Genomic DNA, 24,614 nt, shown 5'->3' on the forward strand with positions numbered 1-24,614 from the left:
CAACCTATCACCCATGCCAGTCTATGCGTCAGTCTGTCTTTCCTGATCGAAAAAGCAGCACCGTTTCGCTGTTGCGTCCCACATTGCGTTCCCTGCTCGTCGCCTTTGTCCTGACGGTCGCTGCCTTGCCCCTTGCCGTTGCGCCGAACGCCAGCACAGCGCAGACGTTGCCGACGCTGGGCGACACCGAACGCGAAGGCTTGTCGCCGTTAATGGAACGCAAGCTGGGTGAGCAGATCATGCGCGACATCCGCCACGATCCAGACTATCTTGACGACGGCCCTCTACTGGAATACCTGAACAATTTCGGTTCCAACCTGGTGTCGGTGCGTCCCGATGTGCGCGGCGAGGCTGGTTACGATTTCTTTTTCTTCGCGGTGCGCGATCCGGTGCTGAACGCCTTTGCCTTGCCCGGCGGATTCATCGCGGTCCACTCCGGTCTGTTGCTGGCGGCGCAAAGCGAATCCGAACTGGCTTCCGTGCTGGCGCATGAAATCGGGCACGTGGCGCAACGCCATATCGCGCGCATGATCGGCCAGCAAAAGCAGAATTCCATGATCCAACTGGCATCCATCGTGCTCGGCGCATTGGCCGGCGTGTCCAAGGTAGGCGGCGATGCCGCCATGGCGACTATGATGGGCGGCACCGGCGTAGCGATACAGCGGCAACTGAACTTCAGCCGCGACGCCGAGCGCGAAGCCGATCGCGTTGGCCTGCAAATTCTGCGCGACGGCGGTTTCGATACCTCGGGCATGGTGGCGTTTTTTGGTCGTCTGCAAAGTGCGTCGCGCAACTTCGGCGATGCGGTGCCGCCGTATCTGCTGACGCACCCGCTGACTACCGAGCGCATTGCCGACATCCAGGCGCGCATCCGCGACCAGCGCTACAAGCAGCGCGCCGACAACCCCGACTTCCAGTTGATCCGCGCGCGGGTGCGGATCCTGCAGGACAGTTCGGCGCAAGGCATACGCACTGCCCAGGTATATTTCGAATCTCAATTGCGCCAGAACACCAAGATGCAGATCATGGTGTCCAAGTACGGACTCGCCTATGCCGCCTATCTGCAGCGCTCCTATGACAAGGCGGAAAGCCTGTTGCAGGAAGCGCGCGCGGCATCGCAGCCGATGGTGCCGAGCATTCTGTTCGCCAATCTCGAGATCGACATCAAGATCGCCAAAAAACAGGGCGCCCAGGCGCTCCAGTTGGCCGATGCGACGCGCAAGCAATTTCCCTTGTCACGTGTGGCGGCGCACCAGTATGCCGATGCCTTGATCGAGAGCCAGCGTTACGACCAGGCCGTGGCTTACTTGCGCGACCAGGCGCAACTGTACCGGCACGAGGTCGCCGTCCAGGATCTGCTCGCCAAGGCCTATGCCGGCCAAGGAAAGCAAGCCTTGCAGCACATGGCGCTGGCCGAATCCTATGTGTTGTCGGGCAGTTTGCCGGCGGCACTGGAACAGTTGGGAATCGCGCGCAAGGCGCCGGATGCCACCTTCTACGATCAGGCCATGATCGACGCGCGCGAGCGTGAACTGAAAGAGCAGTGGAAGGATGAAATGGCCGACAGCAAGGGCCGCAGCTAAGAGCCGCCAGCAAAACGCCGCTGGCTCCGTTGCATCTCTCCTTGCCATCGGCGTTTTGTTGCCGGCTCAGAATTTTTGGGGCGTCAGTCCGGCGCCTCGGCGCGCGGCCGGGTGACGAAGCCGAATTGTGCGGCAAGCTTGCCGGCGTCGATATGTTGCAGCGGCAGGTTCCGGCCGGCGCACGGCAGGTTCAACTCGGCCGAATCTTCTTTTTCCAGCCAATCCATGATCATCTCATCGCTGGCCGTTGCGCCGCCGCTGGTCAGCGTCGCCAGCACCGCTGCGACATCCCTGTCGTCGAGTGTCGCGACCACATCTCCCGCTTGCAGCAGCAATCTGCCTTCTGTCGTCAGCCAGGCGTTCGTTGGTGCGGCAAGCGACTCGCCGGTTTGCAAAACAAAGCCGGCCGACGGATCGGTGCGTATGACATAGGGTGTCAATTCCAGGTCGACGTAGACGCGCTGCGGACCGTTCTGGAAATACCAGCGGCCTTGCGCGTCATGGGTGTAATTGCGATTGATGAAACCAAGCAGCGCCGGATGGTCGATCTTGTCGCCGGGCAGATCCAGATGCTGGGCGCGTTCGTCGCGCATGCGCCAGCCGCCACGCGCGTCGAGCATCAGCCAGCCGAAGCAATGCGGCACGTTCGGCCATTTGGCCATGGCTTGCCTGACGACGTCATCCATTGCCTGTCCCTTCCAAAAAATGCAGCAGGCGCTGCGGCAGCCAGCCGAGGTCGCCGGGCGGCGCGCCGGTGGCAAAGCCGACATGGCCGCCTTCTTCAGGGTATTCCAGTTTGACGCAGGTTGCCGCGCTTTGCGGCAGGTAGCGTGCCGGCAGGAAGGGATCGTTTTGCGCATTGAGCACCAGTGTCGGCACGGTGATGTCGTGCAGGATGTGTTTGGCGCTGGCGCGGTCCCAATAATCGTCGGTGTTGCGGTAGCCGTGCAGCGGTGCGGTGACGATATTGTCGAAGGTGTGGAGGTCGCGCGCCTGCAGCAGCGCATCGCGGCTGAACAGACCGGGAAACTGTTCGAGCTTGATCAGGCACTTGGGACGCATGGTGCGCAGGAATACGTGCGAATAAATCCGGTTGAAGCCGCGCGCCAACGCCGCGCCGCCAGCGGCCAGGTCGAGCGGTGCCGAGACCGAGCAGGCGGCGTCGACGAATTCCGCCTGATGCTGCGATTCGCCGAGCCAGCGCAGCAAGGCATTGGCGCCCAGCGAGACGCCGGCAGCGTAGAACTTGCCCGCACCGAGGGCGGTGCGGTGCGTGATCAGGCGGCGCAGAATCCAGTCGAGTTCGGCACTGTCGCCGGAATGATAGAAGCGCGGCGCCAGATTGATTTCACCTGAGCATCCGCGGAAATGCGGCACCGCGCCCGACCAGCCGCGCGCGGCGACCGCCGCCATGAGCGAGCGACAATAGTGGCTGTCGGAAGAACCTTCGAGTCCGTGAAACAGCACCACCAGCGGCCGGCCTGGCTGGCCGTCGACGAAGTCGACATCGATGAAGTCGTCGTCGGGCGTATTCCAGCGCTCGCGTCGGAAACGCACCTGCGGTCTGGCGATGAAGGCGGAGGGGTAAATTGTTTGCAGGTTGCCGCCGGGAAGCCAGCGGGGGGCGGAATAGTGCATCGGCTTGTGCGAATTTCGATAAGCGTGCCACAACGGCTTTTCACTGTAGCACGGGAGGCGTACATCAATGCAGCATGGTCTCGGCGATCGGTTCCGACGGCGCCGGTCCGGGGGCGACGGAAGCATGGTGTACGACGATGCGCCAGCCTTGGACGGTCTTCATGTAGATGTTGGTGGCGATGACGTGCACATCCGGCTGGGCGTTGTCGGGGTGGCGGATCTCTTCAATCACACTGTGTACCGCGGTCGTGATGCTGTGCGCCGCATGCAATTGACGCGGCTGGATATGCAGTCCGCCGCGTGCCAGGATGTCTTCCCAGGTGCTGCGGATTGCCGCGTGGCCGACCAGGCGCGGCGCCCCGGGATGGATGCAGACGATCTCCTCATCGTCGGCCCACAGCGCCATCAATGCTTCCAGATCTGCCCTGGCGAGCGCATCGTAATATGCCGCTTCGATTTCATCGGGTGAACCTTGTATCAGTTTGGCGCGCGACATGTTTTCTCCTGAGGGGAAAAGCAAAGAGGGCCGGTCATTTCTTGCGGCCCTCTTCATTGGCGTTGCTTCGGCGTGCAGTGATCGCTGGGTAGTTGGTTAGTGCGCCTTGACCACGGCGCCCGGTTTCAATTGGTACTGGGTGCCGCAATAGGGGCACTTGGCGGCGCCGTGGTCATCCAGTTCCAGGAACACGCGCGGGTGCGACGACCACTGCGGCATATTGGGGTTGGGACAATGGGCTGGAAGGTCTTTGCCGTCGAGCAGTACTGGTTGGGTTTGTGTAACTTGGCTCATGATTTTCTCCGTTGCGATTGTATTAGACCAGTGTCAGCCAATGCTGATATTGAGGGGCCTTGCCCGACACGACGTCGAAGAACAAGGTTTGCAGTTTTTCGGTGATCGGTCCGCGCGCGCCGTTGCCGATGGTGCGGTTGTCGAGTTCGCGGATCGGCGTGATTTCTGCTGCGGTGCCGGTGAAGAAGGCTTCGTCGCAGCAATACATTTCGTCGCGCGTGATGCGTTTTTCGATGACCTCGATGCCCAGGTCGCGCGCCATGGTCAGCACGGCGTCGCGCGTGATGCCGTCGAGGCAGGAGGCAAGGTCGGGAGTATAGAGTTTGCCGTTCTTGACGATGAAGACGTTTTCGCCGGAGCCTTCCGACACATAGCCGTCTGTGTCCAGCAGCAGGGCTTCGTCGTAGCCGTCGGCCAGCGCTTCCTGGTTGGCCAGGATGGAATTGATGTAGTAGCCCGACGCCTTGGCGCGCACCAGCGACACGTTGACGTGATGGCGGCTGAACGACGAGGTCTTGACGCGGATGCCCTTGGTGATGCCGTCTTCGCCGAGATAGGCGCCCCAAGGCCAGGCAGCGATGGCGACGTGGATCTTGTTGCCCTTGGCGGAGACGCCGAGCTTCTCGGAACCGATCCAGATCAGCGGACGGATGTAGCAGGAGTCGAGCTTGTTTTCACGCACGACCTGGCGCTGCGCTTCCAGGATAGTGGCCTGGTCGAACGGCACTTCCATCTGGAAAATCTTGGCCGAATTGAACAGGCGCTGGGTATGCTCCTTCAGACGGAAAATCGCCGTGCCCTGCGGTGTCTTGTAAGCGCGCACGCCTTCGAATACGCCCATGCCGTAATGCAGCGTGTGGGTCAGTACGTGGATGGTGGCGTCGCGCCAATCGATCAATGCGCCGTCTTTCCAGATTTTTCCGTCGCGGTCAGCCATGGACATGGTGAAAGTCTCCGATCAAATACAAGGTGGAATAAGCAAAGTCCACATTTTAACGGAACAAGCGCGCAAAAAGTTTCATCTGTAAAATGTCCGGACTGCGTAAAAATGCCGCGCAGCAAGATAAAAACGGATAAAGGCAATGACGAAGGAGACGAACCCCGCGCAAACCGCCGCTCCTGCCGAGGATGCGGCAACCCGGGCGCGACGCATCGAAAAGGATGCCTTTCAGGAAGGATGGCGCGCCAGCGCCTCGACCATTCCGGCAGTGCTGGCCTGGGGCGTGGTTTCCGGGATGGCGATGGTGAAATCCGGCATGACCCTCTGGCAATCGCTGGGAATGACGCTGACGGTCTATGCCGGTTCCGCCCAGTTCGCTGTGTTGCCGCTGCTGGCGGCGCACACGCCGCTGATCGTGATTTTCCTTACGGCCATGATCGTCAATCTGCGCTTCGTCATTTTTTCCGCCGCCGTCGCGCCGCATTTCGCCCATCTGCCGTGGTATCGCCGAGTCTGGTACGGTTACTTCAACGGCGATATCTCGATGGGATTCTTCCCGCAACGCTTTCCCGCCCATACCGCGCATCAGCCGGCCGGCAAGATCGGCTTTTTCGAGGCGGTCTGCTATCCAGGGTGGTTCGCCTGGCAGATCGGTGCGATCGTCGGCATTCTGCTGGCCAGCCAGATACCGGAAAGCTGGAATATCGGCTTCGCCGGCACGCTGGCGCTGATCGCCATCATGATTCCGATGATCATCAATCGCGCGGCGCTGGCCGGCGTCATCGTCTCCGGCGGCGTTGCCGTGGCGGCAATCAATCTTCCGTACCGCTTGGGCCTGCTGCTGGCAGTCATGATCGGCATGGCCGCGGCCATGCTGGCGGACAAATTTATCGACAAGGAAAAAGAATGAACGCCTTCGACGTTTGGGTTTCTATAGTGTTATTGACCCTGTCGACGTTGATCACGCGCAGCGGTTTTTTCCTGTTCGGACACGCGGTCAAATTGCCGCCGAAGCTGCGGCATGCCCTCGGCTATGCGCCGGCGGCGGCCATGGCGGCGATCATCATGCCGGACCTGGTGACGTCGGGCAGCGCGGTCGATATCAACTGGGCTAACCCCAAGTTGCTGGCGGGGATCGGCGGCGCCGTGTTTTTTTTGGCAACCCGGCATCTGTTGGGAACCATTGTTGCCGGGATGACACTGTTTACCGTGCTGCGGCTGACGCTGTAGCGCGTGCATCTGAGTGGCTGTTGCCGTCCGGGACGGCGACACGGGCGGGAACGAAGTCCGGCAGCCGCAATTACCTCCGAAAACCATGCTGGGAGCAGGGCGGGTAGAGTAAAATAACGCCTTTTTGCCCCACCTTAGATTCTGCGAAAAATGAAATTCAACCGACTCAGCGATCTCATCTCCGCCAACCAACTGCAAGGCAAGCGCGTCTTTATCCGCGCTGATCTGAATGTGCCGCAGGACGATGCCGGCAATATTACCGAAGATACGCGCATCCGCGCTTCGGTGCCGGCGATTCGCCAGGCGCGCGACGCCGGCGCGGCGGTAATGGTGACCTCCCACCTGGGGCGTCCGGTCGAGGGCGAATTCAAGCCGGAAGATTCGCTGGCGCCGGTCGCCAGGCGCTTGTCCGAATTATTGGGAGTCGAAGTCAAGCTGATCTCTAACTGGACCGATGGCGTCGACGTTGCGCCGGGTCAGGTCGTGTTGCTGGAAAATTGCCGCCTGAACAAGGGCGAAAAGAAGAATAGCGACGAATTGGCGCAAAAGATCGCCAAATTGTGCGATATCTACGTCAACGACGCCTTCGGCACTGCGCACCGTGCGGAAGCGACCACTTACGGCGTTGCCAGATTTGCCCCCATCGCTTGCGCCGGTCCGTTGCTGGCAGCCGAACTGGATGCGTTGGGCAAAGCCCTGAACCAGCCGGCGCGACCGCTGGTGGCGATCGTCGCTGGTTCGAAAGTTTCCAGCAAATTGACTATCCTGAAAGCATTGGCCGACAAGGTCGACAACCTGATCGTCGGCGGCGGCATTGCCAACACCTTCATGCTGGCCTCCGGTCTGAAGATCGGCAAGTCGCTGGTCGAAGCCGATCTGGTCGATGAAGCCAAGGCCATCATCGAGATGATGGCCAAGCGTGGCGCGTCGGTGCCGATCCCGGTTGACGTGGTGTGCGGCAAAGAGTTTTCGCCGACCGCGGCGGCGACCGTCAAGGACGCCAGGGACGTGGCGGACGATGACATGATTTTCGACATCGGTCCGAAGACCGCCGCGATCCTGGCGGTGCAACTGGCCAAGGCCGGCACGATTGTCTGGAACGGTCCGGTCGGCGTGTTCGAGTTCGATCAGTTCGGCGCCGGCACCAAGGCGCTGGCGCAGGCGATCGCCGATTCCGACGGCTTTTCGATCGCCGGCGGCGGCGATACGCTGGCGGCCATCGCCAAGTACGGCATTACCGACAAGATTGGCTATATTTCCACCGGCGGTGGCGCTTTCCTGGAGTTCCTGGAAGGCAAGACCTTGCCGGCGGTTGAGATCCTGATACAGCGCGCGCAGTAAAAAAACAACGAGACAACGAGCTTTTCAACCAGGTCAGAGAAAGATTTTCATGCAAAGAGCCACCAAGATTGTTGCCACCATCGGCCCCGCTTCCAGCGACAGGGATACTCTGACGCGCATGATCAAGGCCGGCGTCAATGTGGTGCGCCTGAATTTCTCTCACGGCAAGGCGCAGGACCATATCGACCGCGCGACGCTGGTGCGTGAAGTGGCCGACGCTTGCGGCGTCAAGGTCGCCATCATGGCCGACCTGCAAGGTCCGAAGATCCGCGTCGGCAAGTTTGAAAATGGCAAGATCCAACTCAACAACGGCGACAAGTTCATTCTCGATGCCGATTGCGAACTGGGCAACCAGGAGCGTATCGGTCTCGACTACAAGGCGTTGCCGCGCGACCTCAAGGGCGACGACGTGCTGTTGCTCAACGACGGCCTGATCGTGCTGGTGGTCGAGCGCGTGCTCGGCAACGAGATCCATACCGTCGTCAGGATCGGCGGCGAGCTGTCCAACAACAAGGGTATCAACCGTCAGGGCGGCGGGTTGTCGGCACCGGCGCTGACCGCCAAGGACATGGATGATATCAAGACCGCGATGAGCTTCCAGGCCGATTATGTTGCTGTGTCTTTCCCCAAGAATGCGACGGACATGGAAATGGCGCGCCAGCTCGGCAACGTGGCCGCCGAACCATACGGCCACAAGCCGCTGATGATTGCCAAGATCGAGCGCGCCGAAGCGATTCCGTTACTGCAGGAAATCCTTGATGCGTCCGACGGCATCATGGTAGCGCGCGGCGACCTCGCCGTGGAAGTCGGCAATGCCGCCGTGCCCGGCCTGCAAAAACGCATGATCAAGATGGCGCGCGCTTCCAACAAGCTGACCATCACCGCGACGCAGATGATGGAATCGATGATCGTCAACGCGGTGCCGACGCGCGCCGAAGTATCCGATGTCGCCAACGCCGTGCTGGACGGCACCGATGCCGTGATGACCTCGGCTGAAACGGCATCCGGCAAGTATCCGGTGGAAACCGTCGAAGCCATGTCGGCGATCTGCTTGGCGGCGGAGAAATCCGAAGACTGCAAGCTCGACGCCGATTTCCTGAATTTACAGTTCACCCGCGTCGACCAGTCGATCGCTTACGGTGCGCTGTTCACGGCGCATCACTTGCGCGTGAAGGCGATTGCCGCATTGACCGAGTCCGGTTCCACTGCCTTGTGGATGAGCCGGCACAACATCGACATCCCGATTTTTGCCATTACCCCCAATGTGGCGACGCGCCAGAAGGCCGCGCTGTTCCGCAACGTACGCACTTTCGAACTGGAGCAGTCAACCGACACCGAAGTGGTGTTGAAGGCCGTGCAGGACTTGCTGCTGGCGAAAGGCGTCGTGCAGAAGGGGGATTTGATCGTCGTGACCTGGGGCGAGCCGATTGGACAAGTCGGCGGCACCAATGCCTTGAAAATCCTCAAGGTCGGCGAGTACTGATTTTTTTATCGTTCTGGAGTTTTATCATGCCTCTCGTATCCATGCGTCAATTGCTGGACCACGCCGCCGAAAACGGCTACGGTTTGCCGGCTTTCAACGTCAACAACCTCGAACAAGTCACAGCGATCATGCAGGCTGCAGACGAAGTCGGCGCGCCAGTCATCATGCAAGCCTCCGCCGGCGCCCGCAAGTACGCCGGCGAAGCGTTCCTGCGTCACTTGATCGAAGCGGCGGTCGAAGCCTATCCGCACGTTCCGGTCGTCATGCATCAGGACCACGGCCAGTCGCCGGCAGTCTGCATGGCCGCGATCAAGTCCGGTTTCACCTCGGTGATGATGGACGGTTCGCTGATGGAAGACGGCAAGTCGGTCGCCAGCTACGAATACAACGTCGAAGTGTCGCGCAAGGTGGTCGAGTTCTCGCACGCCATCGGCGTCACGGTTGAAGCCGAACTGGGCGTGCTCGGTTCGCTGGAAACCATGATGGGCGACAAGGAAGACGGCCACGGCGCCGACGGCAAGATGACGCGTGAGCAATTGCTGACCGACGTCGCGCAAGCCGCGGATTTCGTCAAGCAAACGCAATGCGACGCGCTGGCCATCGCCATTGGTACTTCGCATGGCGCCTACAAGTTCTCGCGCAAGCCGACTGGCGACATCCTCGCCATCGACCGTATCAAGGAAATCCACGCGCGCATTCCCAACACCCATCTGGTGATGCACGGTTCGTCTTCCGTCCCGCAGGAACTGCTGGCGGAAATTCGCCAGTTCGGCGGCGACATGAAGGAAACGTATGGCGTGCCTGTGGAAGAAATCCAGGAAGGCATCAAACACGGCGTGCGCAAGATCAACATCGACACCGACATCCGCCTTGCGATGACCGGCGCTATCCGTCGCTACCTGGCCGAGAATCCATCCAAGTTCGACCCGCGCGATTACCTGAAGCCGGCGCGCGAAGCCGCCAAGCTGGTGTGCAAGGCGCGCTATCTGGCGTTCGGCTGCGAAGGCCAGGCCGGCAAGATCAAGGCGATCCCGCTGGAAAAAATCGCAGAGAAATACAAGAAGGGCGAGCTCTCGCAAATCGTGCAATAAGGCGCAAGAGCTGACCAAGCGACCGACCGGGACTAAGCATCAGCAGTCCCGGTTTTTTGACTTTAAAGGTGGACGGAATAAGCGGCAGTCTCGCCGCTCTCCCACAGTCCACAGAACGACCGGAATCAACATGACCAGCCTCTATAAAACTTCCATCACTTCACTGCCTCTGCTGGGCAACGGCAAGGTGCGCGACAACTATGCCGTCGGCGACGACAAATTGCTGATCGTGACAACCGACCGCCTGTCCGCGTTCGACGTCATCATGAACGAACCGATTCCGGGCAAGGGCAAAGTGTTGAACCAGATGTCGGATTTTTGGTTCGAGAAGCTGGGCAACATCGTGCCGAATCATTTGACCGGCATTGCTCCGGAGACCGTGGTCGCCGCCAATGAAGTCGAGCAGGTGCGCGGCCGGGCCGTCGTCGCCAAGCGCCTCAAACCCATCCTGGTCGAGGCGGTGGTGCGCGGCTACATCATCGGTTCCGGCTGGAAGGATTATCAGGCGATCGGTTCGATCTGCGGCATCAAGTTACCGGAAGGTTTGCAACAAGCCGCCAAGCTGGCCGAGCCGATCTTCACGCCGGCGGCCAAAGCCGATTTGGGCGAGCACGACGAAAACATCAGCTTCGCCGAAATGGAAAAGCGCATCGGCAGCGAACTGGCCAACAAGATGCGCGACATCAGCATCAAGCTGTACAAGACAGCCGCCGACTACGCCGCGACGCGCGGCATCATCATCGCCGACACCAAGTTTGAATTCGGCCTGGACGACAACGGCGTGCTGCATCTGATGGACGAAGTACTGACCGCGGACTCGTCGCGCTTCTGGCCTGCGGACAGCTATAAGGTCGGCATCTCGCCGCCATCGTTCGACAAGCAATTCGTGCGCGATTATCTGGAAACTGTCGACGGCTGGAAGAAAACGCCGCCGGCGCCGGCGCTGCCTGCCGATGTGATCGAAAAGACCGGCGCCAAATACCGTGAAGCGCTGGAGCGACTGACCGGCAACCCGCTAAAGGACTGACATGAGCCAGAACAATGCGCAAGCGCCGCTGGTCGGCGTGGTCATGGGATCGTCGTCCGACTGGGACGTGATGCAGCATGCGGTGGCCATCCTCAAGGAGTTCGGCATTCCGCATGAGGCGCAAGTGGTTTCGGCCCATCGCATGCCGGACCAGATGTTCGCCTATGCGGAAAAGGCGCGCGAGCGCGGCCTGCGCGCCATCATCGCCGGCGCCGGTGGCGCTGCGCACTTGCCGGGCATGATCGCCGCCAAGACCATCGTGCCCGTGCTGGGTGTACCGGTGCCGTCCAAATATCTGCGCGGCGAAGATTCGCTGCTGTCTATCGTGCAAATGCCCAAGGGCATTCCGGTCGCGACTTACGCCATCGGCGAAGCCGGCGCCGCCAACGCGGCCTTGTCGGCCATCGCCATGCTGGCCACCACCGACGATGCGTTGGCCGCCAAGCTGGAAGCTTTCCGCGTCAAGCAGACGCAAGTCGCCCTGGATATGAAGTTGCCCTTATGAGCCTGAAGCAGTCCCCGTTGAACAAAGTGTCGATTCCCACCACCACGCCGGCCACCTGGTTGGGTGTGATGGGCGGCGGCCAGCTCGGTCGCATGTTTGCCCATGCCGCGCAGGCCATGGGTTTCAAGGTCGCCGTGCTGGAGCAGGAAGAGGATTGTCCCGCCGGGCAAGTTGCCGATCGCCTGATCCGCACGTCTTATACCGATTCCCAAGGCTTGGATGAACTGGCCTCCTTGTGCAGCGCCGTCACCACCGAATTTGAAAATGTTTCCGCCGCCAGTCTGGCTGCATTGGCCGAGAAGACCTATGTTGCACCGTCGGCGTCGGGTGTCTCGATTGCGCAGGACCGCATCGCCGAAAAACGGTTCTTCGTCGATTGCAGCGCGACATCCGGCGTGCAGCCGGCGCCGCACAGGACGATTGCATCCGAAGCCGATATCGATGCAATACCGGCCGATCTGTTGCCGGGCATCTTGAAGACGGTACGCATGGGGTACGATGGCAAGGGCCAGGTGCGCGTGCGCAGCATTGCCGACGTCAAGGCCGCATTTGCAGAGATGCAGGGCGTGACCTGTCTGCTGGAGAAGATGCTGCCGCTGGCGTATGAAGTTTCCGTACTGGTGGCGCGCGGCGCAGATGGCGCTGCGGTGGTGTATCCGATCGCGGAGAATGTGCATCGCGACGGCATCCTCTTTACGACCACCGTACCGTCGGATCATGTATCGCACAGCGTGGCGAAGAAGGCGCAGGATGCGGCGCTGTCGATCATCGCCAAGCTCGATTATGTCGGCGTGCTGTGCATTGAATTTTTCGTACTGACGGACGGATCCCTGGTCGTCAACGAAATGGCGCCGCGGCCGCACAACAGCGGCCACTACACCATCGACGCCTGCATCACCAGCCAGTTTGAGCAACAGGCGCGCGCAATGGCGCGTTTGCCGCTGGGCGACGTGTGCCAGCATTCCGCTGCGGTGATGCTGAATATCCTCGGCGACGTCTGGTATGAAGGTGACAGCGGCAGTGGCAACGACAGTATGCGCGAGCCGGCCTGGGACAAGATCCTGGCGCTGCCCGGCGCGCACTTGCATCTGTACGGCAAGGCGCAGGCCCGCCGCGCGCGCAAGATGGGGCACATTACTTTCGTCGCGCCGACTATGTCCCAAGCACAGGCGCAATTGGCTGCCGCCTGCGCCATTCTCGGCATCGCGCTGTAAAGGTTGCATCGACGATGGCAATCGACATGGATGCAGTGCGGCTGGCGGCTCGCAAGCTCGAAGCGGGCAAGCTGGTGGCGTTCCCGACCGAGACAGTTTACGGCCTCGGCGGCGATGCCGAGAATGCCGCGGCGATTGCCGACATTTATACCGCCAAGGGGCGACCGGCCAATCACCCCGTGATTGTTCATGTTGCCCCCGAGGCGGATATTACTTACTGGGCGTCTGACGTGCCGCCGCAAGCGCGGGCCCTGATAGCCGCCTTCTGGCCCGGCCCGTTGACGCTGATCCTGAAACGCGCTGCGCATGTTCCTGCGGCCGCTTCAGGCGGGCAGGATTCAATCGGCGTGCGCTGTCCTTCCCATCCCGTTGCGCAAGCCTTGCTGCGTGAATTCAAGGGCGGCAAGGGCGGCGTTGCCGGACCGTCAGCCAACAAATTCGGACATGTCAGTCCGACCACCGCTCAGCACGTGCGTGAAGAATTCAGCGAACCCGGCAGTCTGCTCGATTATGTTTTGGATGGCGGGCAGAGCGAAGTCGGAATCGAATCGACGATTCTCGATTTGTCGCGCGTGGCGACCCATGGCGCAGTACTGTTGCGTCCCGGGCAGATCAGCGCGGACCAGATTGCCGCCGTGCTTGGCGTGGCTCCCACGGCTCCCGATGCTGCCGCACCGCGCGCTTCGGGGACGCTCGATGCGCATTACGCGCCGCATACGCCGGTGGCGCAGGTGTCCGCGGACGAACTTGCCGGTGTGTTGCAACAACTTGTCGCACACAAATATAAGGTGGCGTTGATTCATCGCACGACCGATGCGCCGGCCGTATATGCTCACGTAGCGATGCCTTCGGATTCCGATCGGTATGCGCATGATTTGTATGCCGCGCTGCGCGACATGGATCATCAGGGCGCGGACGTGATTGTGGTGGAGGCCTTACCGCAGACTTCCGAATGGCAAGGCATCAATGATCGCCTGCGCCGCGCGGCGTTCGATTCAACGGGAATCCTGTCTCGACTGCTCGCGCCCTGACGTAATTTTTCATTCTTCCTTAGCACTGGTGTAATCGGGAAATCATTCCCAGTTGCCAAAAAAATACACGTCTATACAAAGCCAATTAAAGCTGGCATAGTATCGCAAAAGAATAGCACGCACGTTCTTTTTATTTGATGGGTGTAAAGGAGAGATGGTTATTTTCCCCTGCGCATTCGACAAGAACAGGTGACGAACAACGTTGCTGTCTGTCAGTTCCGGACGAGAGCCGGGATTAATTTATAAAACAGGGCGCAGCCCTTCACATTTGGAGACGACACATGAAGCAACAATTTTCCCTTTTGCCAAAAATCGCTGCGCTGTCCATTGCTGCTGCTTTCGCTGCGCCAGCCATGGCACAGAGCGCCGGCAGCAATATCGTGAACCTTGGCTGGTTTCATTTCACCCCGCAGGATTCCAGCGAAGGCCTGACCAAACTGAATGGACCTGGGGCCGGTTATTCTCCCAATAGCCATTCTTCGGTGGGCGACGCCGACACGGTCGGGATCGCATTTACCCATTTCTTTACGGATAACTTCGGATTGACTACGGATCTCGGCATTCCGCCGAAATTCAAACTGACGGGCCAGGGCGATCTGGCGCGATACGGTGAGCTGGGCAACGCGAAACAATGGAGCCCTGCCATCGTCGCCAAATACTATTTCGGCGATGCCACCAGCAAATTCCGTCCGTTTGTCGGTGCTGGTGTGACTTATGTCTGGTATTCGGATGTGAAGTTGTCCAACACTTTCCAGAACGTCGCTTCGCTCGGTAGCGGTGGTACGGCCACCGCTTCGTTGAGTTCGTCATGGGCGCCGGTGCTGAATGTTGGTGCAACCTATAATTTCGATGACCGTTGGTCGCTGAGTTTGTCTGTTTCCTATATTCCTTTGAAGACGGATGCGGATATTACCGCCAATCCGGCCGGGCCGGCAGCAGCCTTGGGGCCGCAACGGTACAAGACAAGCCTCACAATTGATCCGGTCGTGAGTTTCCTGTCGGTCGGCTACAAGTTCTGATTCTTGTCTCGCACAATAAAAAAGCGCCCTCGAGGCGCTTTTTTTATTGATGGCAGCGATTCTCATGTGGTTCTGACAAATCGTCCATCATGGAACACGAGTGCCGCTTGGGGCGAGACCTCGCAGTGCTCTACCTCGCCGACAAAAATAACATGGTCGCCTTCCGGATAGCGGCTACGGTTGTGGCACTCGAACCAGGCTGACACTCCCTTCAAGACAGGCTGCCCTGTGCGCGACAGGGTGTATTCGACGCCTTCAAAACGATCTGTGGACTTGCTTGCGAATTGCTCCGCCAACGCCACCTGATCGGCGCTGAGGATGTTGATCACGTAATGCGAATTGCCGGAAAAAACAGGCATGCTGCTGGCCTGATCCGACAGGCTCCACAAGACCAGCGGCGGATTTAGCGATACCGAGTTGAATGAACTCGCGGTCAGTCCGAGCAAAGTGCCGTCAGCCAGGCGCGTGGTGATGACGGTGACTCCGGTCGCGAATTGGGACAATGCCTTGCGGAAATGCGCGGCGTCGAAGGCGCGCGTGGTGGCGCGCGGAGAGCGAGAATGCATCTAAGACCTGTGGAAAGCGGTTCTGAGAAATGGGACATTATGCCCAAAAAATCCCAAGGCGTAATCCGAAGCATGACATTGTTTGTTGCGATGGCAAGGCCGGCAACGTCGCGAGGGACTCACCATATTTGAATATTAAGTACGTAATTTATGTAACTATTGCTTCAATCAGGGAATACGCTTGAACATGTCTTGGTCAAGCGAACCTTGGCGATATAGGTCAAATTCTGGTTTTTTGTCCAGGAGCAATGGTATAAACATAAGTGCGCAGACACAAACCGGTGCTGCTGCATATCAGAATCAGGACGTGGGAGTGAGTGATCGTGAGTACTTCAACAGAAACGGCAGTTCTTGGCGGCGGGTGCTTTTGGTGCCTGGAGGCGGTGTACCAGCAGCTCAAGGGCGTGCAGCATGTGGAATCTGGTTATACCGGCGGCCATGTCAAGAATCCGAGTTACGAACAAGTCTGCAATGGCGACACCGGCCATGCGGAAGTGGTGAAACTGACTTTCGACCCATCGGCCATCAGTTTCAGGGAGATTCTGGAAGTTTTCTTCACCATCCACGATCCGACTACGCTGAACCGCCAAGGCAACGATGTCGGCACCCAGTATCGGTCGGTGATTTATTACGATTCTCCAGCGCAACACGAGACCGCAAAGCACATCATCGCCGAAATGGCGCTGGTGTGGGATGCGCCGATCGTCACGGAACTCAGCCCTGCGGAAACCTATTACAAGGCTGAGGATTATCATCAAAACTACTTCCAGCAGCACCCTTTCCAAGGATATTGCGCGTTTGTCGTCGCACCCAAGCTCGCCAAGTTCCGCGAAGTTTTCGCTGAAAAAAGCAAGGAAGAATAAGCCGGCGCCGGGCCGCCTGTTGCAAGCTAGTGCGGAGCGTCGTAGATGTAGCGACGCGATTGCGGCAGGACTTCCGCCGGACGGTTGGCTTTGCCGCAGATGACCTGATACAGTGAAATCCAGTCCTTATCGAAACCATGCGCGCTGCCGGCCAGATAGACGCGCCAGATGCGGTAGCGTTTTTCGTCGGTCAACTTCTTGATCTCCTGGGCCTTGGCTTCGAAATTGTCGGCCCAGATGGCGCAGGTCTTGGCGTAATGACGGCGCAGGTTTTCCACATCGAACACTTCCAGCCCGCCCTGCTGCATGGTTTTCAGCACCAAGCTGATGTGCGGCAGTTCGCCGGCAGGGAAGACGTACTTGTCGACGAACTCGCCGCCGCCGTAGGGTGATTCGCCGTTCTCGATGTCGGTGGTGGTGATGCCGTGGTTCATCGCCAGACCGTCGTCGGCGAGCAAGCTGTTGATCCGAGTAAAGTACATCGGCAGATTTTTCAGGCCCACGTGCTCGAACATGCCGACGCTGGTAATACGATCGAACGTGCCGGTGACGTCGCGATAATCCTGCAAACGGATTTCAATGCGATCGCTCAGGCCGGCTTTTTCGACACGTTCTTTGGCCAGCGCATATTGGTTTTCCGAGAGTGTCACGCCCACGCAATTGGCACCGAATTTCTGCGCCGCGCGCAATACCAGCGCACCCCAGCCGCAGCCGATGTCGAGCAATTTGTCGCCGGGACGTACCTTGATTTTAGTGAGGATGTGATCGATCTTCTTGATCTGGGCCGTTGCCAGGTCTTCATCGCCATTTTCGAAATAGGCGCAGGAATAGACCATGTTTTCATCGAGGAACAGCTTGTAGAACTCATTTGAGACATCGTAATGATAACGAATGGCTTCGGCATCCCGCTCCTTGCTATGGCGTGCCGTGCGTACGATGCGGGCGAACTTGCCTTCCGCTTTCAGGGTTTTGGCGGCGAGCGTGTTGGCGACGTTGATGATGCTGGAGACCGGACCATCGACATCGATCTTGCCTTCCACATAAGCTTCGCCGAGGCTGGAGAGCGAGGGTTGGAACAGATAGGGCAACGCTGACACATGCGGCACGCGCAAGGTGACTTGCGGTGCGCTGTCGCTGAAGTCAAACCGGCTCCCGTTCCATAATTCCAGGCGCAACGGCAGTGCGGTTGCGCGGCGGACTTCCTCTACCCAAGCTGCTAGCTTCTTTTCCCAGAACACGATGCTTTCCTCCGTTCGAGTAACGATGCTGTCGCGCAGCCCCGTAGGCGATCTAGGGCTGCAGGCGCTGCCGACTCCAGGAGCCGTCTGCTGCGCGTGCATAAACGACGCGGTCATGCAGGCGCGATGGGCGGCCTTGCCAAAATTCTATTCTCTCCGGTATAACGCGATAACCGCCCCAATGCGATGGGCGAATCGGATGAGCGCCATATTTTTGTTCCGCAGCGGCGAACTGTATTTCGAGCGTTTCGCGTTTGTCAACCGGTTCGCTTTGGGTGGAAGCAATCGCACCCAGTTGGCTATTCAGCGGGCGGCTGGAAAAATAGGCATCGCTTTCGGCGGCGGTCACTTGCTCGATCTTTCCTTCGATGCGCACTTGCCGCTCCAGTTCCACCCAGTGGAACAAGAGCGCCACATATGGATGTTGCTGGATTTCCAGCCCTTTGCGGCTGCGATAGTTGGTGAACCAGGCGAAGCCATCTGTATCGACCTGCTTGAGCAGTACGATGCGCGACGACGGCTTGCCGTTGGCGCCGACGGTGGCGACGCTCATGGCAGTGGGTTCGGGAATCTCCGCTTTGATCGCTTCATCAAGCCAGGTTGAAAACTGGACGATGGGATCGGAGGCGACCTCCAGTTCAGACAAGCTGGCGCGGCTGTAATCCTTGCGAAGATCTGCTATCGACATGTTGCATTATCCTTAACCGGAACTGCGCTAGGGTAGCGCGTTTTCACAAAATTTGCATAAAGGCAGCATCGGCATGGCCTTGGCCTTGCCGACCGGAACTTGCCTTCAACGCGAGTCATTATGCGGCAGAATATTTGCATCGCAAATGACATAGAACAAAAAAAGGCCAATGCACATGACATGCATCGGCCTTTTTACGCGCTGCCGGGAGATCAGTTGGTCTTGATCGCTTCGACCTGGATGGCCAGTCGCACTTCCGGGGCAAAAGGAGGAACGGCATAGTTAATGCCGAAGTCGGCGCGGTTGAAGGTCGCGGAGGCATCGGCGCCGCAGACTTCACGCTTGAGCATCGGATGTTGGATGCAAGTGAATTTGTTGATCTTCAATTGCACCGGCTTGGTTACGCCATGCAGGGTCAGTTGGCCGTCGACGGCTACAGGCTTATCGCCGTCGAACTTGATGGAGGAGCCTTTGTAGGTGGCAGTCGGGAATTTCTGCACGTCAAAGACTTCCGCGCCTTTGACGTGACCGTTCAGTTTGGCGTTGCCGAAGTCGATCGATGACGCATCGATGGTGATGTCGACGGTGCCAGTCTTGGCGACGCGGTCCAGTGTGACGGCGCCGGTGGTCTTGGTGAACTTGCCGCGCCAGACCGAAATGCCCATGTGGTCGGCTTCAAAACTCGGGTAGGTGTGGTTCGGGTCGATGGTGTAGGTATCGGCAGCGAGGGCCGAAGTTGAAGCCGCGCCGGCGGCCAGCAAGGAAATCAGGGCGAATTTCAATTTCATGGGAGTCCTTTGCAATGATCTGTTGGTGTTGAAACGGGATGGTTCTCAGGGACTATGGTGCGGTGACGACATGGAATTTGATCGTGACTTCGTCGGCGACCATACCGGTATCTTTCCATTCGCCTTCGCCGACGTTGAACGCCAGGCGCTTGATGGGCAAGGTACCGTCGAAGGTCTGGCCGGTGCCGTCTTTCTTGACCGCCAGAGGGAACTGGACGTCGGCGGTCTTGCCCTTGATCGTCAGTTTACCGGCAACGTCATATCTGGTGCCGGCCGGAGCGCCTGCGGCAGCCTTGATCGAACTGGCGACGAACGTGGCTTTGGGGAATTGGGCCGCATTGAACCATTCCTTCTTCAACACTTCCTTGTTGTATTCGGCTTCGCCCAGGTCGAAGCTGGAAATGTCGATGTCGACGCTGGCTTTGGCTGTTGCCGGCTTGGCGCTGTCGAAGTCGATCTGCGCGGTGAATTTCTTGAACTTGGCTTCGACCGGAACATTTAACTGCTTGAATACGGCGCTGACGGTGCTCTTCGCGGCATCAGCCTTGAGCGGGGCAGCGACGGCAGTCGAGACCATACTGAGGACGGCAATGCTGCCGACGACAGCGCTGACCAATGTGGAACGCAGGATCATAGGTTTTTCCTTGGAAAAAGAGATCAGGGGAGAATGCGCCTGAACACGCCGTCGCGATCGATGAACTGATGCTTCAGCGCGGCTAGTACGTGCAGGCAGAACGCGGCCAGCAAGACCATGTTCAGCCAGTAGTGCGCAAGTTTGAGTAAAGGTTTGAGTTCGGGGTTGGGCCCGATGAAAACCGGCAGTGGGAACAGGCCCAGATATACGATCGGCACGCCTGCCGCCAGGCTATAGAAATATCCAGAAATCGGAATTGCAAAAATCAGGACATAGAGCAGGAAATGCAAAGCATGCGCGGCGTTCCGTTGCCACTGCGGCATTTGCGTCGGGTAGGCGGGTGCCGCGTGCGTCAGGCGCCACAGCAGGCGCAGGCAAGCCAGTCCGAAGACGGTGACGCCCAGCCATTTGTGCCAGGAAAAATACTTGAGCTTGGTGGGCGTCAGACCGGGAATGTCGACCATGGTCAGGCCGAGGGAAAATGCCGCGATGATCAGCAGAGCAATTAACCAGTGCATCAGAATGGCGGGTTTGGTGTAGCGTTGCATGGCGGTTGCGTATGCTGGGAATTGGACGGCGCGGCTGATTTTTTCTGAGTTCACAAGGGGGATTGAGCAGTTTTCCTTCATTCGAGAAACGAGCAGTGAAGAAGCATAAAGGCTTTCCAATAATGACAATAGATGGCAGGATTTGATTTCACCAATCCATTTGTGGAATGAATGATGTTTATTGTCGGGCATTGGAGTGGATTAAGAGGGTTTGGTTTCCCCTTAATCCAATATTGCTATTAAATATTTTTAGCCAGTGCAACTGCTGTCCCAATATAGTTCGCCGGCGTCATCGCAAGCAACTGATCCTTGGCGCTTTGCGGGATGGCAAGGCCGTTGATGAAGTCGCGCAACGCCTCCTTGGAAATACCCTTGCCGCGGGTCAGTTCTTTCAGTTGTTCATACGGATTCTCGATGCCGTAGCGGCGCATCACGGTTTGCACCGGCTCGGCCAAGACTTCCCAGGTGGCGTCGAGGTCTTCGGCCAGACGGGCCGGATTGACTTCCAGTTTGTTCAGGCCGCGCAGGCAACTGTCGTAGGCGAGTATGGCGTAGCCGAACGCCACGCCGATGTTGCGCAGTACGGTCGAATCGGTCAGATCGCGCTGCCAGCGCGAAAGAGGCAGTTTCTCGGACAAGTGCTTGAGTACCGCGTTGGCCATGCCGAGATTGCCTTCGGAGTTTTCGAAATCGATCGGATTGACCTTGTGCGGCATGGTCGACGAGCCGATTTCGCCGGCCTTGGTGCGCTGCTTGAAGTAGCCGAGCGAGATATAGCCCCAGACGTCGCGGTTCAGGTCCAGCAGGATGGTATTGGTGCGCGCCACAGCGTCGAACAGTTCTGCCATGTAATCGTGCGGCTCGATCTGGATGGTGTAGGGATTGAACACCAGGCCCAGGCGTTGTTCGATAACGCTCTTGGAGAATGCCGCCCAGTCGGTTTCCGGGTAAGCGGACAAGTGGGCGTTATAGTTGCCGACCGCGCCGTTCATCTTGCCGAGGATTTCGACCGTGGCGATACGCTTGACGGCACGCTGCAGACGGGCGACGACGTTGGCGATTTCCTTGCCGAGCGTAGTTGGGCTGGCTGGCTGGCCGTGGGTGCGCGACAGCATCGGCAGGGCCGCATGCTCATGCGCCAGCTCGGTCAATCTGGCAATCAGGCCCTGCAGCGCGGGCAGGACTACAGTGTCGCGCGCCGCCTTGAGCATCATGCCGTGCGAAGTATTGTTGATATCTTCCGAGGTGCAGGCGAAATGGATGAATTCGGATGCTGCGACCAGTTCCGGCACATCTTTGACTTTTTCCTTCAGCCAATACTCGACAGCCTTGACGTCGTGGTTGGTGACGGCCTCGATTTCCTTGATGCGGGAGGCGTCGGCTTCGGTGAAGTCGGCGGCCAGCTTGTCCAGCAAGGCGCCGGCGTTGGCCGAGAATGGTTTGATTTCGGCAAAGCCGGCAGCAGACAAGGCTTGCAGCCAGGCAATTTCCACTTTCACCCGATGGTGCATGAAGCCGGCCTCGGACAGGATCGGGCGCAACTTGTCGGTTTTGGAGGCGTAACGGCCGTCGAGCGGGGAGAGAGCGGAAAGTGCGGAAAGAGACATGATGATATGCGGGTGAAAACGGCGTTGAAAAATAAGGCTAGCGGTTCGTGACCAGATGGGATATACCGGCGCGAACCTGCATTGACTTGCGATTTTACCATTCCGGAGAAGCAGCACGAAGGAACGTTGCCGCTTGTCGTCCGGACAGGCGATTCGGACGTTGATACGAAATACCCGATGCTATAATCGGACCGGATTATTACAAAAAATGCTATGAAACTGATCGCCTCACTGTTAAGCCCCTTCGCTCGCAAAGTCCGCATTGTCATGGCGGAGAAAAAAATTGACTATGAATTGGTGCTGGAGGATGTGTGGAGTGAGATGACCACGATCCAGCAATTCAATCCGCTTGGCAAAGTACCTTGTCTGATGATGGATGACGGCGGCGCCATGTTCGATTCCCGCGTCATTGCAGAATACCTCGATATCCTCACTCCGGTCGGTAAGCTGATGCCTGCCGGCGGCCGCGAACGTGCCGAAGTCAAGTGCTGGGAAGCGCTGGCTGACGGGCTGCTCGATGCGGCCATCCTGGTCCGGCTCGAAAAGAAGCGCCCGACCAGGCAGCAAAGCCCGGAATGGATCAAGCGGCAGTGGGGCAAGGTCGAGGCGGCGCTCAAGGCGATGTCGGTCGGCCTGGGCGAAAAAGCCTATTGCGTCGGCAACCACTATTCGCTTGCTGATGTTTCAGTGGGCTGTGCATTGGGCTGGCTGGATTTTCGCTTTCCCGAAACGGACTGGAAGGAGAATTATCCGGAATTGCTGCGTCTGTTCGAGAAATTGTCTGAGCGGCAGTCCTTCAAGGACACTTTCCCGCAGTAGGACAGAGGCAAGCTAAAACGCAAACAAAAAGCGCGATCTGCAGAGATCGCGCTTTTTTTTTCGCTGCGGGCTTGCTGAGGCCGTTGTCGAATACGCTTTATTCTTCGATGATCTGCGCCTGCAGATAATTCTGAATGCCGATTTTCTCGATGATGTCGAGCTGGGTTTCCAGCCAGTCGATATGTTCTTCGGTGTCGTCGAGGATCAGTTGGAACAGCTCGCGTGACACGTAGTCGCCTTGCTGTTCGCATGTGGCGATGCCTTCCTTGACGGTCTTCTGCGCGGCTTTTTCAAGTTTGAGGTCGCATTGCAACATCTCGGCGGTATTCTCACCGATCATCAGCTTGTGCAGCGCTTGCAGATTCGGCAGGCCGTCCAGCATCAGGATGCGGTCGATCAGCTTGTCGGCGTGTTTCATTTCACCGATGGATTCCGCGTACTCCTTTTTGGCAATTTTTTCAAAGCCCCAATGTTTGTACATGCGGGCGTGCAAAAAATATTGGTTGATCGCCGTCAGTTCGTTGGTCAACTGTGCATTGAGCAGTTTGAGGACTGCTGGATCGCCTTTCATAGGGAACCTCTGAGGATAGTGGGGATCGGGAGACGGATGTCGCATCCGCAGGAATGGAGCAACCGTGTGAGCGGACGCATCATAGCCCAGCCTGTTCGGAACTTCATTATAAATTAGCGCGAATCATTCTTACTTTATTTCGAGCGCATGCAGCGATTATGGCTTGAGGAAGATGGTGGCATTCAAAAAACAAAGCCCTCCCGTTAGGGGAGGGCTTTGAGGGGGAAAACCAGTGAATCTTATTTCGCTTGAGGATCAGTAACGAATCCAATCTTCGACAACCCTCCCGATTGGGCTGCTGCCATGACTTGCGCAACCTTCTCGTATTGCGTCGTACGCTCGGCGCGCAAGTGCAGTTCCGGTTGCGGCTGCTTCTTTGCTGCTTCAGCGATGCGCAGGCTCAACTGATTATTGTCGATAAGCTGGTCGTTCCAGAATACCCTGCCGGTTGCATCGATCGACAGATCGATGTTTTGCGGCTTGGGTTCATCAGGCTGATTGGTGGCGCGCGGCAGATCGATCTTGACAGCATGGTTCATCACCGGGATGGTGATGATGAAGATGATCAGCAAGACCAGCATTACGTCAACCAGCGGCGTGGTATTGATCTCCGGATTGAAGTCGTCGTCCGAATCGGACAAGGAACCCATTGCCATTACGTTCTCCCGACAGCAGTCAGCTTGGTGCTTCTGGTCGTGCCTGTTGCGGCATCTTCAGTCGCGGCGCGTGCGCCGGTGACGAACAGGGCGTGCAGATCAAAACCGAATTTGTTGAGCTTGGCGATCGTCGTCTTGTTGCCGCGAACCAAAGCGTTATAGCCGAAGGTTGCCGGAATCGCCACCGCCAGGCCCAGCGCGGTCATGATCAGCGCTTCGCCGACAGGGCCGGCAACCTTGTCGATGCTGGCTTGCCCGGAGGTGCCAATCGACACCAGTGCGTGATAGATGCCCCAGACAGTGCCGAACAAGCCGACGAAGGGCGCCGTGGAACCGACCGATGCCAACACCGCCATGCCGGTTTGCAGCTTGCCGGAGGCTTCGTCGATGGCTTGGCGCAGGGACAGGGTGACCCAGTCGCTGACCGACAGTTGATCGTGCAGGTGACCTTTATGGGCGGTATGGTGGCTCATCGAAGTGACACCGGCTTTGGCGACTTCGGCGAACGGGTTGTCGGTGCCTAGCGTGGCGACCCCATCGGGCAGGCTGGTGGTGTCCCAGAATGCGTGACCGGCGGCGTCCGAGGCGCGACGGAAGCGTAGCAATTGCAACGCTTTGGTCACGATGACATACCAGGACGCAATCGACATGGCGACCAGCAATACAGCGACGCCCTTCGTGACAAAATCTCCCTGCGCCCACAGGCTTTCCAATCCGTACGGACTAACTTCCATGATGACTTCC

General features: G+C 58.5%; 28 protein-coding genes. 13 read left to right on the forward strand and 15 right to left on the reverse strand.

The window, feature by feature from the left end; all coding sequences use genetic code 11:
* The first annotated feature begins 23 nt into the window (after positions 1 to 23).
* Complete coding sequence (locus RV1423_RS08680) at positions 24 to 1,583, forward strand: M48 family metalloprotease (protein WP_034295452.1); 1,560 nt, start codon at positions 24 to 26, stop codon at positions 1,581 to 1,583.
* An 83-nt stretch (positions 1,584 to 1,666) separates the two neighbouring features.
* On the opposite strand, the gene RV1423_RS08685 is transcribed toward RV1423_RS08680, so the two are convergent.
* From RV1423_RS08685 to RV1423_RS08705, 5 genes are all read right to left on the reverse strand, one after another.
* On the reverse strand, positions 1,667 to 2,269 hold the full coding sequence (locus RV1423_RS08685) for a DUF2946 family protein (RefSeq protein ID WP_034295453.1): 603 nt from the start codon (positions 2,267 to 2,269) through the stop codon (positions 1,667 to 1,669).
* Positions 2,262 to 3,221 (reverse strand): YheT family hydrolase, encoded by a 960-nt coding sequence (locus tag RV1423_RS08690; RefSeq protein WP_034295455.1) that lies wholly within the window; start codon positions 3,219 to 3,221, stop codon positions 2,262 to 2,264. Before RV1423_RS08690 ends, RV1423_RS08685 begins: the two co-directional genes overlap by 8 nt.
* Before the next feature lie 64 nt (positions 3,222 to 3,285).
* Positions 3,286 to 3,717 carry a nuclear transport factor 2 family protein gene (locus tag RV1423_RS08695; RefSeq protein ID WP_034295457.1) on the reverse strand — a complete coding sequence of 144 codons (432 nt, stop codon included), beginning with the start codon at positions 3,715 to 3,717 and terminating at the stop codon, positions 3,286 to 3,288.
* A gap of 96 nt (positions 3,718 to 3,813) precedes the next feature.
* Positions 3,814 to 4,011 (reverse strand): zinc-finger domain-containing protein, encoded by a 198-nt coding sequence (locus tag RV1423_RS08700; protein ID WP_034295459.1) that lies wholly within the window; start codon positions 4,009 to 4,011, stop codon positions 3,814 to 3,816.
* A gap of 22 nt (positions 4,012 to 4,033) precedes the next feature.
* A complete protein-coding gene (locus tag RV1423_RS08705; RefSeq protein WP_034295460.1) occupies positions 4,034 to 4,954 on the reverse strand; it encodes a branched-chain amino acid transaminase in 921 nt (306 codons plus the stop codon).
* Between the two features lie 139 nt (positions 4,955 to 5,093).
* Here RV1423_RS08705 and RV1423_RS08710 point away from each other — a divergent pair, with 139 nt between their 5' ends.
* The 10 genes from RV1423_RS08710 (at position 5,094) to RV1423_RS08755 (ending at position 14,892) form a co-directional block, all read left to right on the forward strand.
* The gene (locus tag RV1423_RS08710; RefSeq protein WP_034295462.1) at positions 5,094 to 5,861 is read left to right on the forward strand and encodes an AzlC family ABC transporter permease; all 768 of its coding nucleotides are present in this window, start codon (positions 5,094 to 5,096) and stop codon (positions 5,859 to 5,861) included.
* Positions 5,858 to 6,181 carry an AzlD domain-containing protein gene (locus RV1423_RS08715; protein ID WP_034295464.1) on the forward strand — a complete coding sequence of 108 codons (324 nt, stop codon included), beginning with the start codon at positions 5,858 to 5,860 and terminating at the stop codon, positions 6,179 to 6,181. Before RV1423_RS08710 ends, RV1423_RS08715 begins: the two co-directional genes overlap by 4 nt.
* Positions 6,182 to 6,331: 150 nt before the next feature.
* A complete protein-coding gene (locus RV1423_RS08720) occupies positions 6,332 to 7,522 on the forward strand; it encodes a phosphoglycerate kinase (protein WP_034295466.1) in 1,191 nt (396 codons plus the stop codon).
* A 49-nt stretch (positions 7,523 to 7,571) separates the two neighbouring features.
* Entirely contained in the window at positions 7,572 to 9,005 is a 1,434-nt protein-coding gene (gene pyk, locus RV1423_RS08725; protein ID WP_034295468.1) for a pyruvate kinase, read from the forward strand.
* A gap of 26 nt (positions 9,006 to 9,031) precedes the next feature.
* Positions 9,032 to 10,096 (forward strand): class II fructose-bisphosphate aldolase, encoded by a 1,065-nt coding sequence (gene fba, locus RV1423_RS08730; protein WP_081768755.1) that lies wholly within the window; start codon positions 9,032 to 9,034, stop codon positions 10,094 to 10,096.
* Positions 10,097 to 10,226: 130 nt separating this feature from the next.
* Positions 10,227 to 11,123 carry a phosphoribosylaminoimidazolesuccinocarboxamide synthase gene (locus RV1423_RS08735; RefSeq protein ID WP_034295471.1) on the forward strand — a complete coding sequence of 299 codons (897 nt, stop codon included), beginning with the start codon at positions 10,227 to 10,229 and terminating at the stop codon, positions 11,121 to 11,123.
* Position 11,124: 1 nt separating this feature from the next.
* Complete coding sequence (gene purE / locus RV1423_RS08740) at positions 11,125 to 11,628, forward strand: 5-(carboxyamino)imidazole ribonucleotide mutase (RefSeq protein ID WP_034295472.1); 504 nt, start codon at positions 11,125 to 11,127, stop codon at positions 11,626 to 11,628.
* Positions 11,625 to 12,842, forward strand: a complete 1,218-nt coding sequence (locus RV1423_RS08745; protein WP_034295474.1) for a 5-(carboxyamino)imidazole ribonucleotide synthase — start codon at positions 11,625 to 11,627, stop codon at positions 12,840 to 12,842. The genes purE and RV1423_RS08745 overlap by 4 nt, the downstream gene beginning before the upstream one ends.
* Before the next feature lie 14 nt (positions 12,843 to 12,856).
* On the forward strand, positions 12,857 to 13,873 hold the full coding sequence (locus RV1423_RS08750) for an L-threonylcarbamoyladenylate synthase (RefSeq protein ID WP_034295476.1): 1,017 nt from the start codon (positions 12,857 to 12,859) through the stop codon (positions 13,871 to 13,873).
* A 281-nt stretch (positions 13,874 to 14,154) separates the two neighbouring features.
* Positions 14,155 to 14,892 (forward strand): OmpW family protein, encoded by a 738-nt coding sequence (locus tag RV1423_RS08755; RefSeq protein WP_034295478.1) that lies wholly within the window; start codon positions 14,155 to 14,157, stop codon positions 14,890 to 14,892.
* Between the two features lie 62 nt (positions 14,893 to 14,954).
* Here RV1423_RS08755 and RV1423_RS08760 read toward each other — a convergent pair whose 3' ends face one another.
* On the reverse strand, positions 14,955 to 15,458 hold the full coding sequence (locus tag RV1423_RS08760) for a flavin reductase family protein (protein WP_034295480.1): 504 nt from the start codon (positions 15,456 to 15,458) through the stop codon (positions 14,955 to 14,957).
* Positions 15,459 to 15,781: 323 nt separating this feature from the next.
* Here RV1423_RS08760 and msrA point away from each other — a divergent pair, with 323 nt between their 5' ends.
* Entirely contained in the window at positions 15,782 to 16,321 is a 540-nt protein-coding gene (msrA, locus tag RV1423_RS08765) for a peptide-methionine (S)-S-oxide reductase MsrA (RefSeq protein WP_034295694.1), read from the forward strand.
* A gap of 26 nt (positions 16,322 to 16,347) precedes the next feature.
* Here the strand turns inward: msrA and RV1423_RS08770 are convergent, their stop codons facing one another.
* The 6 genes from RV1423_RS08770 to purB form a co-directional block, all read right to left on the reverse strand.
* Positions 16,348 to 17,559, reverse strand: coding sequence for a cyclopropane-fatty-acyl-phospholipid synthase family protein (locus RV1423_RS08770; protein WP_034295482.1), 1,212 nt, complete (start codon positions 17,557 to 17,559; stop codon positions 16,348 to 16,350).
* A gap of 52 nt (positions 17,560 to 17,611) precedes the next feature.
* The gene (gene pdxH, locus RV1423_RS08775; RefSeq protein WP_034295484.1) at positions 17,612 to 18,247 is read right to left on the reverse strand and encodes a pyridoxamine 5'-phosphate oxidase; all 636 of its coding nucleotides are present in this window, start codon (positions 18,245 to 18,247) and stop codon (positions 17,612 to 17,614) included.
* Between the two features lie 212 nt (positions 18,248 to 18,459).
* Entirely contained in the window at positions 18,460 to 19,035 is a 576-nt protein-coding gene (locus RV1423_RS08780) for a YceI family protein (RefSeq protein WP_034295486.1), read from the reverse strand.
* 52 nt (positions 19,036 to 19,087) lie between these two features.
* Positions 19,088 to 19,612: a YceI family protein gene (locus tag RV1423_RS08785; protein WP_231502125.1), complete on the reverse strand. Its 525-nt coding sequence runs from the start codon at positions 19,610 to 19,612 to the stop codon at positions 19,088 to 19,090.
* Positions 19,613 to 19,692: 80 nt separating this feature from the next.
* Positions 19,693 to 20,217, reverse strand: coding sequence for a cytochrome b (locus RV1423_RS08790; protein WP_034295696.1), 525 nt, complete (start codon positions 20,215 to 20,217; stop codon positions 19,693 to 19,695).
* A 239-nt stretch (positions 20,218 to 20,456) separates the two neighbouring features.
* Positions 20,457 to 21,824, reverse strand: coding sequence for an adenylosuccinate lyase (gene purB, locus RV1423_RS08795; RefSeq protein ID WP_034295489.1), 1,368 nt, complete (start codon positions 21,822 to 21,824; stop codon positions 20,457 to 20,459).
* 213 nt (positions 21,825 to 22,037) lie between these two features.
* Between purB and RV1423_RS08800 the strand changes: the two genes are divergently transcribed.
* Positions 22,038 to 22,643 (forward strand): glutathione S-transferase family protein, encoded by a 606-nt coding sequence (locus tag RV1423_RS08800; protein WP_034295490.1) that lies wholly within the window; start codon positions 22,038 to 22,040, stop codon positions 22,641 to 22,643.
* Positions 22,644 to 22,740: 97 nt separating this feature from the next.
* Here the strand turns inward: RV1423_RS08800 and bfr are convergent, their stop codons facing one another.
* The 3 genes from bfr to RV1423_RS08815 all read right to left on the reverse strand — a co-directional run bounded on the left by bfr (position 22,741) and on the right by RV1423_RS08815 (position 24,604).
* Positions 22,741 to 23,214, reverse strand: a complete 474-nt coding sequence (gene bfr / locus RV1423_RS08805) for a bacterioferritin (RefSeq protein ID WP_034295492.1) — start codon at positions 23,212 to 23,214, stop codon at positions 22,741 to 22,743.
* A gap of 239 nt (positions 23,215 to 23,453) precedes the next feature.
* On the reverse strand, positions 23,454 to 23,870 hold the full coding sequence (locus tag RV1423_RS08810) for a biopolymer transporter ExbD (RefSeq protein ID WP_034295494.1): 417 nt from the start codon (positions 23,868 to 23,870) through the stop codon (positions 23,454 to 23,456).
* A complete protein-coding gene (locus tag RV1423_RS08815; RefSeq protein ID WP_034295496.1) occupies positions 23,870 to 24,604 on the reverse strand; it encodes a MotA/TolQ/ExbB proton channel family protein in 735 nt (244 codons plus the stop codon). Before RV1423_RS08815 ends, RV1423_RS08810 begins: the two co-directional genes overlap by 1 nt.
* Positions 24,605 to 24,614 lie beyond the last annotated feature (10 nt).

The organism is Herbaspirillum sp. RV1423 (assembly GCF_000577615.1).
Taxonomy (GTDB): domain Bacteria; phylum Pseudomonadota; class Gammaproteobacteria; order Burkholderiales; family Burkholderiaceae_D; genus Herbaspirillum.

Coding starts and splice junctions, on each gene's coding strand:
- RV1423_RS08680 (WP_034295452.1), top strand. CDS start 24: ATGCGTCAGTCTGTCTTTCCTGATCGAAAAAGCAGCACCGTTTCGCTG.
- RV1423_RS08685 (WP_034295453.1), bottom strand. CDS start 2,269: ATGGATGACGTCGTCAGGCAAGCCATGGCCAAATGGCCGAACGTGCCG.
- RV1423_RS08690 (WP_034295455.1), bottom strand. CDS start 3,221: ATGCACTATTCCGCCCCCCGCTGGCTTCCCGGCGGCAACCTGCAAACA.
- RV1423_RS08695 (WP_034295457.1), bottom strand. CDS start 3,717: ATGTCGCGCGCCAAACTGATACAAGGTTCACCCGATGAAATCGAAGCG.
- RV1423_RS08700 (WP_034295459.1), bottom strand. CDS start 4,011: ATGAGCCAAGTTACACAAACCCAACCAGTACTGCTCGACGGCAAAGAC.
- RV1423_RS08705 (WP_034295460.1), bottom strand. CDS start 4,954: ATGTCCATGGCTGACCGCGACGGAAAAATCTGGAAAGACGGCGCATTG.
- RV1423_RS08710 (WP_034295462.1), top strand. CDS start 5,094: ATGACGAAGGAGACGAACCCCGCGCAAACCGCCGCTCCTGCCGAGGAT.
- RV1423_RS08715 (WP_034295464.1), top strand. CDS start 5,858: ATGAACGCCTTCGACGTTTGGGTTTCTATAGTGTTATTGACCCTGTCG.
- RV1423_RS08720 (WP_034295466.1), top strand. CDS start 6,332: ATGAAATTCAACCGACTCAGCGATCTCATCTCCGCCAACCAACTGCAA.
- pyk (WP_034295468.1), top strand. CDS start 7,572: ATGCAAAGAGCCACCAAGATTGTTGCCACCATCGGCCCCGCTTCCAGC.
- fba (WP_081768755.1), top strand. CDS start 9,032: ATGCCTCTCGTATCCATGCGTCAATTGCTGGACCACGCCGCCGAAAAC.
- RV1423_RS08735 (WP_034295471.1), top strand. CDS start 10,227: ATGACCAGCCTCTATAAAACTTCCATCACTTCACTGCCTCTGCTGGGC.
- purE (WP_034295472.1), top strand. CDS start 11,125: ATGAGCCAGAACAATGCGCAAGCGCCGCTGGTCGGCGTGGTCATGGGA.
- RV1423_RS08745 (WP_034295474.1), top strand. CDS start 11,625: ATGAGCCTGAAGCAGTCCCCGTTGAACAAAGTGTCGATTCCCACCACC.
- RV1423_RS08750 (WP_034295476.1), top strand. CDS start 12,857: ATGGCAATCGACATGGATGCAGTGCGGCTGGCGGCTCGCAAGCTCGAA.
- RV1423_RS08755 (WP_034295478.1), top strand. CDS start 14,155: ATGAAGCAACAATTTTCCCTTTTGCCAAAAATCGCTGCGCTGTCCATT.
- RV1423_RS08760 (WP_034295480.1), bottom strand. CDS start 15,458: ATGCATTCTCGCTCTCCGCGCGCCACCACGCGCGCCTTCGACGCCGCG.
- pdxH (WP_034295484.1), bottom strand. CDS start 18,247: ATGTCGATAGCAGATCTTCGCAAGGATTACAGCCGCGCCAGCTTGTCT.
- RV1423_RS08780 (WP_034295486.1), bottom strand. CDS start 19,035: ATGAAATTGAAATTCGCCCTGATTTCCTTGCTGGCCGCCGGCGCGGCT.
- RV1423_RS08785 (WP_231502125.1), bottom strand. CDS start 19,612: ATGGTCTCGACTGCCGTCGCTGCCCCGCTCAAGGCTGATGCCGCGAAG.
- RV1423_RS08790 (WP_034295696.1), bottom strand. CDS start 20,217: ATGCAACGCTACACCAAACCCGCCATTCTGATGCACTGGTTAATTGCT.
- purB (WP_034295489.1), bottom strand. CDS start 21,824: ATGTCTCTTTCCGCACTTTCCGCTCTCTCCCCGCTCGACGGCCGTTAC.
- RV1423_RS08800 (WP_034295490.1), top strand. CDS start 22,038: ATGAAACTGATCGCCTCACTGTTAAGCCCCTTCGCTCGCAAAGTCCGC.
- bfr (WP_034295492.1), bottom strand. CDS start 23,214: ATGAAAGGCGATCCAGCAGTCCTCAAACTGCTCAATGCACAGTTGACC.
- RV1423_RS08810 (WP_034295494.1), bottom strand. CDS start 23,870: ATGGCAATGGGTTCCTTGTCCGATTCGGACGACGACTTCAATCCGGAG.
- RV1423_RS08815 (WP_034295496.1), bottom strand. CDS start 24,604: ATGGAAGTTAGTCCGTACGGATTGGAAAGCCTGTGGGCGCAGGGAGAT.